Here is an 8,745-nt window from a genome sequence, read left to right as displayed (position 1 = left end):
CAGTCCGCATCGCAATGCGCTGCTGGGCATTGCGCAGATCATCATGCTCGGTGAGTTGGCGGTGAATCGGGCTCTGGATAATCTCGATCCGCCGTAGTAGGCCGCGTTAGCGTTCATCGACGGCAGGCTGGCACAGGGGAATGCATTTCAAATGTAGGAGCCGGCTTGCTGGCGATGATCTGTCAGGCACGGCGTTGTCGACTGAACAGCCGCCATCGCCAGCAAGCCGGCCCCTACCAAACCGAAAAATCCAGACTATTGACCCGACCCACTGTCCACCGCACCCCCCGCATCCTGATCAAAAAACGCCGGAATCTCATGCTGGTAGCTCTTGAGCCAGCGTTGCATGGCCAGTTCCCGTTCGGTCGCGGTGGCGGTTTGGGTTTTTTGGGAGGCGGCCATATTGCTGCTTTGCAGCTGCAACCAGCCTTCGGTTTCCTGTTGTTGCGGTGACGCGGGGCCAGGGCCGATAGCGTGGGCATTGAGTGGCAAGGCCAGGAGGCCGAGGCAGCAGAGGGTAGTGGATTTCATCCTGGGATCTCCCTACTGAAGGGGCACGGTGGTGACCGCTGCAACTTGCGCGGCGGCGGTCGCGGCAGGTTTGGCCGGGGTCTTGAGTTTTTCCGCGCGGGCCTGGGCTTCGGTGACTTGCGCCGGGCTCAGGCCGAGGCGGCTGACCAGTTCGGCAGCGCGGCTCCAGTCGTCCTGGTAGATCAGCAGCGTCACCAGATTCTGCGCGGCCAGCAGGTCGCTTTGCTTGAGTTCCATGGCGGTGAGGAATTCGAATCGGGCATCTTCGACACGCAGTTGGTTGAGGTACACCACGCCCAGGTCATTTCGGATTTTTTCGTCGGTGGGCGCCAGTCGCGCGGCGCGCTGCAAGTGGGCCTGCGCCAGGCCGTTGTCGCCCCTGGCGGCGGCGAGTTGGCCCAGGCCGTGTTCGGCTTCGGCGGCCATGCAACCGCCGAGCAGGCTGCGGTACAACGGTTCGGCTTCGCTGCGGCCGAGCAATCGGTAGACCTTGGCTTTGCGCAGGCGCACATCGGCGAGGTTGTCCGGCAGGCTTTGCAGGTTGGCCAGGCTGGCGTGCAGTTTGCCTTCCTTGGCCATGTCCTCGGCCAGGTTCAGCGACAGCTGTTGCTCGGAGCTCAGCTTGCTGCAACTGGCGGAGTCGGTCAGGGCGCTCCAGGGTGTTTGACCGGTGCTCGCGCAACCGCTGAGCAACAGCAGACTCAAACCGGCAATCAGTGCTTTCATCAGAATCCCTCTACGAAGCAAAAGCCCGGGCCAGGGCGGTGAGCCCCGGGCCGGCCAGGACGATCAATAACGCCGGGAAGAGGAACAGCATCATCACGACGGACATTTTCGCGGACATCTTGGAGATGTATTCCTGCAGGCGCGTCAGGCGCCGATCATCGAGCAATAACTTGAGCGCCAGCAGGGATTTCATCGCGCCGCCGCCCTGATGTATCAGCTGTTGCAGGATCACGCAGGTGTCAGTGAATTCGTCCACCGCGAGCATGCGCGAGGCCTTGTTCAGCTCCTCGGCCAGTTCCAGGCCGGAGTCGACGCGGGTCAGCACCAGGCGTAATTCATGGGTCAGAATCGGCAGCAGTTGTTTGCCTTCGTTGCTCAAGACGCGCAGCGATTGCTCCACGGCCATGCCCGACTCAAACAGAATGCGTAGCAGTGGAATGAAGGTGGAAATTTCGATCGCCAGTTTTTTCCGCCGACGGTGAGCGGCGGCAGCAAGCAGACGTTTTGGCAGCAGATAACCGATGCCAACGGCAAATGCCGGGACAATCCACGGATTGGCGACTTGCGGGAAGAACAGCCCCTGGATCAGTGCACTCGGGGCCAGTGCCAGCACCGGAACCCCCACTTGGCACGCCGCGAAGATCGAGCGTTTGCGGGCGGTGCGCCAGCCGAGGGCGTTGAGCAGCGTTTGGGTTTCGTTATCGAGACTGACCGTTTGCCGGCCCACTCGACTGTTGCCCAGCGCATGCAGCCATTGGTTGAAGCGGTTATCCGCCGGGTTTTTACCGTCCAGCCGTTGCACCACTTGGCGGGCACGCCGACGCAGTTCCAGCACGACACTGAGCAGCATCAGCGATGCCAACAGAAACAGCAGCGAGCTCAACAGCAATGACAGGTTCATAGGCTACGCAACATGCGCCACAGCGCCAGACAGCCAAACACCTGAAAGCCCAGCGCGGCCATCAGCATCATTTGCCCCGAGCCATCGCTCCACATGGTCATCAGGTATTTAGGATTGGCGATCAGGAAGTAACCGGCGACGGTGACCGGCAACGCCGCCAGGACCACCGCCGTGACGCGGGTTTCGCCGGTCATGGCGCTCAGTTGACGCGCCGCCTGTTCGCGTTCGCGGATCATCTTGATCAGGTTTTCCAGCAACTCGCTGGCGTTGCCGCCGTAGCGGTGGTTGACCTTCAGGCCGAGGGCGAACAGACGCAGTTCGTCTTTGTCGTAGAGTTCGGCGAAGTCCGATACCGCATCGGGCAGGCTGATGCCCAGTTGTACGTTGCGTTGCACCCGGCCCAAGGCATTTTTCAGCGGGTCCTGGGCGGCATCGATCGCACCCAGCACGGCATCGGCCAGGGTGCGTCCGGACTTCAGGCTGCGCACGGTGTGATCGAGCAGCGGCGGCAATTGTTCGATCATGCGCTTTAGCCGGCGTTGGTAGCGCCATTCGACAAACACTTTCAGGAGCAAGGGCGGCAGCAATAACGCCAACAGCAAGCCGATCCAGCCGCCCGCTACGACGGCGACTAAAACAAGCAGCCCCCACAGGGCGAGCCACTGTTCGATACGTTCAGTCGGGCGCCCGAGACCTGCGCGCAAGAAGGCCCGCTCCAGCGCCGACCATGAGGTTTTGTGCGCCACCCGTTCCGGTTGCCCTTGGCTCAAGCGCTCCAGCACGCGCTGGGTGCCGGGTTGACGCAGGCCGCGATAGAGCAAACGCGCCGACAGGCCCAGCAAGGCCAGGCAAACGACGATGAGCAGCAGCGGTTTGAGCATGCCGTGGCCTTCAGTACGCGATAGGGGAGAGCGTCGACTCGCGACGCAATTTGTCGCCGGCCGGGTTGAGCGCCTCGCGCAGGAAACCAAAGCCACTGCGTCGGTCGAGGCGGAACAGGGTGTTGGTCACGTAGACGTCTTCGCGGATGCCGATGACCTCCACCACCTCGCTGACGCAACGGCGACCGTCGGGCATGCGGGTCAACTGAATCACCACGTCCAGCGCGGCGCAGATCATCTGGCGCAAGGTCCGTTCGGCGATGCTGCGGCCCGTCAGACCGACCAGGGTTTCCAGGCGCAGCAAAGCATCCTGGGCATTGTTGGCGTGCACGGTACTCATGGAGCCGTCGTGGCCGGTGTTCATCGCCGTCAGTACGTCGACCACTTCGACACCGCGGATCTCGCCGAGGATGATCCGGTCCGGACGCATCCGCAGGGCGTTGCGAATCAGGTCGCTGGCCTTCACCTCGCCATGGCCCTCGGCATTCGGCGGGCGGGTTTCCAGGCGCACCACGTGCGGGTGGCCCAGTTGCAATTCGGCGACGTCTTCGATGGTCACCAGGCGTTCATGGGGGTTGATCAACTGGCTGAGGATGTTCAGCAGCGTGGTCTTGCCGGTGCCGGTGCCGCCACTGATCAAGATATTGCAGCGCTTGCCCACGGCTTCCTGGAGGAATTCGTAGATCGCTTGATCGATGGTTTGCATGGCCATCAGGTCGGTGCTCTTGAGCATGTCCTGGCGGAACTTTCGAATCGACAGGCAAGGGCCGTCCAGCGCAATCGGGGGAATGATCGCGTTGACCCGGCTGCCGTCCGGCAGGCGCGCATCGACCATCGGCGATGACTCATCGAGCCTGCGTCCCAGTGGCGCAAGAATGCGTTGCATGACGCGTTCGACGTGGTGCGCATCGATGAAACGCAAATCGCTTTGGTGCAGCACACCGTCACGCTCGATAAACACCCGATGCGGGCCATTGACCAGAATTTCGGTCACGGCCGAATCACGCAGCAGCACTTCCAGCGGGCCGAAACCGGTGAGCTCGTCGACGATTTCTTCGGCCAGGCGCTCCATCTCGTAGCGGGAAATCGCCAGGTGCAGGCGCGCGATGTATTCGGCCACTTTGTCGATGACGAACTGCGACAGCACTTGCCGTGAACCTTCCAGCAGGTTTTTGCCGGACTCTTCGATGGCATCAATGATGTAGCGGTGCAGCACCAGTTTCAGGCCTTCATGATCGGTATTGCCGGCCACCGCGCGCGGGCTGGCGCCGAAGAGTTTTTCCGCGCTCATTGCACACCTCTCAAGCGACTGAACCAGGACTTGGGTTTGGCCAGGCTTTCGGAGCGTTTGGCCAGGCGTTCACCGAGGGTGCGTAGGCTTTGAGTAAGGACTTCTCGTGGGGCCAATTCGAATAGGGTCACACCCTGGTTCTTTGCGTTCAGGCGCACTTCGGGGCAGTAGGCCAGGGTGGCGATGATTTCCATGCCGAAGCTTTTGCCCAGGGCATCTGAGTCCGGCGCCACGCTGCGCAGATAACGGTCGACCAGCAGTTTGGCGTGATCGAGCTTCACACCTTTTTCGCGCCACAGGTTGAGCACCGCCAGGTTGCGGCGGCAATCAAGCACGTTCTGGTCGGTGTACCACAACAGCTTGTCGCAATGGCTGACGAAGGTGCGCAGGGCTTCACTGTCGGGCTGGCCGGTGAGGTTCACCACGATGTGCTGGAAGTGTTGGCGCAGGGCGCTGAGCAGCATGTACAACTCGGCAGCGCTGGTGTGTTCCAGCGGTTCATCGTTGTTGGCGTAGGCGAGAATGCGCAGGCCGACTTCGCAGCGGGTGAAGGCGCTGTCGATCAGCGTGGCATCGAGGCGGCGGACATGACGCAAGGCATCGCCAAAATGAAACGAACTCTCCAGACCGAGCAAGGCCAGGCTGTCGCCGCGGGGTAATCCGAGGTCAAGCAGCAGCGTCTGCTGGCCGCTCTTCTGCACCACTTGCGCCATGTGATTGGCAAGCAGCGCACCGTCGGCATTGCTCTGCACGCCATACAGCACGGTCAGGCCGCCCAAATGGTTGCTGGGCGCCACGGCCGGCAGGCGTTTGCTCAGGCGCCGCACCAATCCGGCGACCTCACTGGAACGTGAACCATAGGCGACAAAGTCCCGCGCACCGGCCCGCATGGCATTGAGTACCAGTTGGTTGTCCATGCCGTCGCCCAGCGCGACGATGGCCAGCATCGGTTTGGCTTCCAGCGCGCCTTCGATCAACGCGCACTGCGCGACCACGTGTTCACGGTCAAGGCCCACGAACACCAGGTTGGCGAAGGTCACGTCGACCAGCGCCAGCAGTTCATCGAGGCTACCGCCCCCGGCACTGACCACCTGGCCCAACGGCGCGAGGGCGCCTTGCAGCCATTCAAGATCGGTGCTGTTGCGCGTGATCGCAAGAAAGGTCTGGCTGAGGTTCTGGCTCATTGCGATAGCCCGCTGCGTTTATCGAAGTCGCCGTTTTCAAGGAAGTACAGGCGATACCAGTTGGGATCGTAGTTGCGCAGTTTTTCACCGGGCAGCGATGGCAGCTGTGCATTCACCGCCAATGGTTGCACCAAGTGCGGGGTGACGATCATCAGCAGTTCCCGTTCTTCGCGATTGATCGCGGAACTGCGGAAGAACGCACCGAGGATCGGGATGTCGCCCAGCCCCGGAAACTTGTTTACCTGCGAGGTGTTTTGCGTGCTGATCAAGCCGCTGATGACGAAGCTCTCACCGTCGGCCAGGGAGATGCTGGTGTCGGTGCGGCGAATGGTGAAGGCCGGCACGGTGGTGCCGCCGATGGTCACGGCATTGTTGTAGTCCAGTTCACTGACTTCAGGAGCAACCTTGAGCGCGATCTGGTCGTTGCCGATGACTGTCGGCGTGAGCGTCAGGCGGATGCCGAATTCCTTGTATTCGATGGAATAGCTGTCGCTGTTGGCGCTGGGAATCGGGATCGGAATCTCACCGCCCGCCAGGAAGCTCGCGCTCTGCCCGCTGAGCGCCACCAGGCTTGGCCGGGCCAGGGTATAGGCGAAGCCACTGCCCTCCATGGCATTGATGATCGCGAGGAAGTTACCGCCACCGGCGACGATGTTGTACATGTCATTGGCCAGCGGAATGCTCGGCACGGCAATGCGCGGGTCAAGGTTGCGCAGCGGGAATACCCGTGGTGTCACCGCGGTGTTCGGCACCGTGCCGGGGGAGCCGAACAGGAAGTTCGAGCTTTTGCCGTAGATCGACGTGCTGGCTTCCTTGAGTTTGGTGCGGCTGACTTCGACGAAGCGAATGTCGGTCTGTACCTGCGATGGCAGCAAGGGATCAGCGGAGGGTAGCTGTCGTGCAGTGGTCATGGCCGTCGTCGCGCGACCCTGGACGAACACCATGCTTTGGCGGGGTGCACTGGCGCAGGCCGTCCAGACCATCAGGCTGGTCGTGCCGGAGGCGACGCCGGTGATCAGGAACGCCTGATTGCCGTTGACCCGCACATCGGCGATTTTCGGGTCACCCACGGCGATCCGGGTAATCGCTACGGGCGATTGCAACTCCTGTTGCTGCCCTTCGCCCACTTCCAGCGCGGCCGGCAATGGGCCGAGCGTGGCGCAACTGCCGGTTGCAGCGGTTGCTGACGCCAGCGGTAAGCTGCCCAGCAAGGTGGCCCAGATCAAGCCGTTGAACAACGGCGTAAAACGTCTGCGCATTAAAAGGCGTCCTTGCTCGATTCAGGGGGTCTGTTGAGTGATTTCATTACCGCGGATCACTTCCACAGCGGACTTGCGTGGTGTGGTTGCGCCACTGTTGGTGATCGGTTTGGGAGGAGCTGTCATGGCCAGTTGATTGAACTGCACCAGTTCGCGATTGGCGTTGGCGATGTTGGCCGGGGATTCGCTTTGGCCGGCCCAGTAACGGGCCAGGCGTTTTTCATCGGCGCTGCGCACCGCCAGGCGCAACACTCCCGCCTGGGCTGCAAGCATCAAGCGGCTGAGCAGTTGTTCGGGCACGGCGAGCAGCACGGTGCGGGCGCCAGCGCGTTGTTGTTCCTGCCTGAGTTTGTCGTCGTTACTGCGAGCCGGGCTGGCGGGCTGGCCGTTGTTGGTCAAGCCCATTTGCTCGCCCACGCCCAGTACACGCAAGGCCGGTACCACCAGTTGCGCCGACGGTTGCAGGTTGATGGCGTCGCCGCGCAAAAACAGCAGCACATCGACATAATCGCCCGGCGTCAGTTGACCCCCGGCGTTGATCACTTCATCCACGGCGACGGCCAGAGCGCGTTCATCGGGACGAATCATCCGCGCCAAGTTACTGCCAGCTTCGAAACTTTCATCGCTCAGCCAGCTGCCGGCGCGAAGGGCGCGCCAAGGCGTGCGGCCAATGGCCTGGTCAAGTTGGGTGAGGCTGCCCGCGGGGACGGTACGAAGTTTTTCCAGGGCGACATCGTCGGCGGTGATTTGTACAAACGGCGCGATGTCCCGTTGCAGTACCACGACGGGTTGGCGAGTGGTGTCTTCTTCAACAGGCGCGGTCGGTTGTACGGTGGAGGTGGTCGTATCGGTCCCGGTGTGCACAACGGGCGCGGCGACGGGTTGGCGGGTCAGTGTGAAGCCCAGGTAACCGGCAATGACCGCACCCACCAGAGACAATCCGGCAAGACCCAGGATGAAACGGCTGTTCATGACGGCTCTCCCTTTCCTGCTGCTTAAAGCCTCGCTTTCCAACGAGAAAACTTCGCAATCAGGCAGCTATGAACATAAAACGATTTCGCTATTTGACCGTAGCGCAGCTAGAGCAAAACGCCATTACCCAGAGCGAAATATCTGGGCAAAGTTAAAGAATTCGATGAAATGCAGGGTTTTTTGACGTCAACGAAACGACTAATACTTTCGTATTAATGCGTTGTTACAGTTGTTGGAAGGGGGAATGCCGACAATGCTGATGCTGGCATAGGGGAATCATGTTGCGCTTGTGCAACACCCGGGTGCTTCAGGAGACATGTCATGCCTTTTTCCAAGCTGGTTCAGAAGGTCAAATCGGAGTTCGTTTTCTACAAGGGGCTGGTCAAGGATACCGAGGGTGCTTCGGGTATTGAGTATGCGATTATTGCGGCCATGGTGGCGGTGGTTCTCGCCGGGTTCAGCTCAGGCGTCAAGACCGCCATTTCCACTACCTTTACATCGATCAAGGCTGCTTTGTAACAGTCAGCCATGCGCCTGTTTCGAGTGATCCAAAGTCAGCGTTCAGTCCAATGCAGGGTTGCCTTATGAATGCTCCAGCAGCGCCACGACAGCAACTTCTTCTGGTCGATGACGAAGAGGACGCAGTGCTTGAGTTGGCGGAGTTGCTGGAGGGTGAGGGCTTCGTTTGTTTCACGGCGACATCGGTCAAGCTGGCGCTGCAAACGCTGACGCAGCATCCGGATATTGCGCTGGTCATCACTGATCTGCGCATGCCGGAGGAAAGTGGCATGTCGTTGATCAAGCGGTTGCGCGAGCATACGTCGCGTCAGCATTTGCCGGTGATTGTGATGTCGGGGCATGCGGACATGGATGATGTCAGTGACATGTTGCGCTTGCAGGTGCTGGATTTGTTTCGCAAGCCGATTTATCACGTGCGGTTGTTGGAGACGTTGAATAATCTTTTTCCTTTGCCGCAGGTTTATTTGGTCAAGGGGTGATT

The 8,745-nt window shown here is 60.7% G+C and carries 10 protein-coding genes; 2 read left to right on the top strand and 8 right to left on the bottom strand.

Annotated features, from left to right (window positions below; genetic code table 11):
- Positions 1 to 255 precede the first annotated feature (255 nt).
- The 8 genes from D8U69_RS20495 to cpaB are packed head-to-tail and all read right to left on the bottom strand — an operon-like array spanning position 256 to position 7,745.
- Positions 256 to 531: a DUF3613 domain-containing protein gene (locus tag D8U69_RS20495; protein ID WP_130908012.1), complete on the bottom strand. Its 276-nt coding sequence runs from the start codon at positions 529 to 531 to the stop codon at positions 256 to 258.
- A gap of 12 nt (positions 532 to 543) precedes the next feature.
- On the bottom strand, positions 544 to 1,257 hold the full coding sequence (locus tag D8U69_RS20490; RefSeq protein ID WP_056852488.1) for a tetratricopeptide repeat protein: 714 nt from the start codon (positions 1,255 to 1,257) through the stop codon (positions 544 to 546).
- A gap of 10 nt (positions 1,258 to 1,267) precedes the next feature.
- A complete protein-coding gene (locus D8U69_RS20485; RefSeq protein WP_130908011.1) occupies positions 1,268 to 2,158 on the bottom strand; it encodes a type II secretion system F family protein in 891 nt (296 codons plus the stop codon).
- On the bottom strand, positions 2,155 to 3,039 hold the full coding sequence (locus D8U69_RS20480; protein WP_130908010.1) for a type II secretion system F family protein: 885 nt from the start codon (positions 3,037 to 3,039) through the stop codon (positions 2,155 to 2,157). The genes D8U69_RS20485 and D8U69_RS20480 overlap by 4 nt, the downstream gene beginning before the upstream one ends.
- A 10-nt stretch (positions 3,040 to 3,049) precedes the next feature.
- A complete protein-coding gene (locus tag D8U69_RS20475; protein ID WP_056852491.1) occupies positions 3,050 to 4,330 on the bottom strand; it encodes a CpaF family protein in 1,281 nt (426 codons plus the stop codon).
- Entirely contained in the window at positions 4,327 to 5,514 is a 1,188-nt protein-coding gene (locus D8U69_RS20470; RefSeq protein ID WP_056852492.1) for a pilus assembly protein, read from the bottom strand. The genes D8U69_RS20475 and D8U69_RS20470 overlap by 4 nt, the downstream gene beginning before the upstream one ends.
- Positions 5,511 to 6,773 (bottom strand): type II and III secretion system protein family protein, encoded by a 1,263-nt coding sequence (locus tag D8U69_RS20465; RefSeq protein ID WP_130905760.1) that lies wholly within the window; start codon positions 6,771 to 6,773, stop codon positions 5,511 to 5,513. The genes D8U69_RS20470 and D8U69_RS20465 overlap by 4 nt, the downstream gene beginning before the upstream one ends.
- A 21-nt stretch (positions 6,774 to 6,794) precedes the next feature.
- Positions 6,795 to 7,745, bottom strand: a complete 951-nt coding sequence (gene cpaB / locus D8U69_RS20460; RefSeq protein WP_130908009.1) for a Flp pilus assembly protein CpaB — start codon at positions 7,743 to 7,745, stop codon at positions 6,795 to 6,797.
- 321 nt (positions 7,746 to 8,066) lie between these two features.
- On the opposite strand from cpaB, the gene D8U69_RS20455 reads away from it, so the two are divergent.
- Both D8U69_RS20455 and D8U69_RS20450 read left to right on the top strand, forming a co-directional pair.
- Entirely contained in the window at positions 8,067 to 8,264 is a 198-nt protein-coding gene (locus D8U69_RS20455) for a Flp family type IVb pilin (RefSeq protein WP_130905761.1), read from the top strand.
- 65 nt (positions 8,265 to 8,329) lie between these two features.
- Positions 8,330 to 8,743: a response regulator gene (locus tag D8U69_RS20450; protein WP_130905762.1), complete on the top strand. Its 414-nt coding sequence runs from the start codon at positions 8,330 to 8,332 to the stop codon at positions 8,741 to 8,743.
- Positions 8,744 to 8,745 lie beyond the last annotated feature (2 nt).

The organism is Pseudomonas sp. Sample_16 (genome assembly GCF_004307665.1).
GTDB lineage: Bacteria > Pseudomonadota > Gammaproteobacteria > Pseudomonadales > Pseudomonadaceae > Aquipseudomonas.
This window is presented reverse-complemented; position numbering and strand designations above follow the sequence as displayed.

Excerpts from the sequence above, each read along its gene's own strand:
- D8U69_RS20470 (WP_056852492.1), bottom strand. The coding sequence starts at position 5,514 with ATGAGCCAGAACCTCAGCCAGACCTTTCTTGCGATCACGCGCAACAGC.
- D8U69_RS20495 (WP_130908012.1), bottom strand. The coding sequence starts at position 531 with ATGAAATCCACTACCCTCTGCTGCCTCGGCCTCCTGGCCTTGCCACTC.
- D8U69_RS20475 (WP_056852491.1), bottom strand. The coding sequence starts at position 4,330 with ATGAGCGCGGAAAAACTCTTCGGCGCCAGCCCGCGCGCGGTGGCCGGC.
- cpaB (WP_130908009.1), bottom strand. The coding sequence starts at position 7,745 with ATGAACAGCCGTTTCATCCTGGGTCTTGCCGGATTGTCTCTGGTGGGT.
- D8U69_RS20450 (WP_130905762.1), top strand. The coding sequence starts at position 8,330 with ATGAATGCTCCAGCAGCGCCACGACAGCAACTTCTTCTGGTCGATGAC.
- D8U69_RS20480 (WP_130908010.1), bottom strand. The coding sequence starts at position 3,039 with ATGCTCAAACCGCTGCTGCTCATCGTCGTTTGCCTGGCCTTGCTGGGC.
- D8U69_RS20465 (WP_130905760.1), bottom strand. The coding sequence starts at position 6,773 with ATGCGCAGACGTTTTACGCCGTTGTTCAACGGCTTGATCTGGGCCACC.
- D8U69_RS20490 (WP_056852488.1), bottom strand. The coding sequence starts at position 1,257 with ATGAAAGCACTGATTGCCGGTTTGAGTCTGCTGTTGCTCAGCGGTTGC.
- D8U69_RS20485 (WP_130908011.1), bottom strand. The coding sequence starts at position 2,158 with ATGAACCTGTCATTGCTGTTGAGCTCGCTGCTGTTTCTGTTGGCATCG.
- D8U69_RS20455 (WP_130905761.1), top strand. The coding sequence starts at position 8,067 with ATGCCTTTTTCCAAGCTGGTTCAGAAGGTCAAATCGGAGTTCGTTTTC.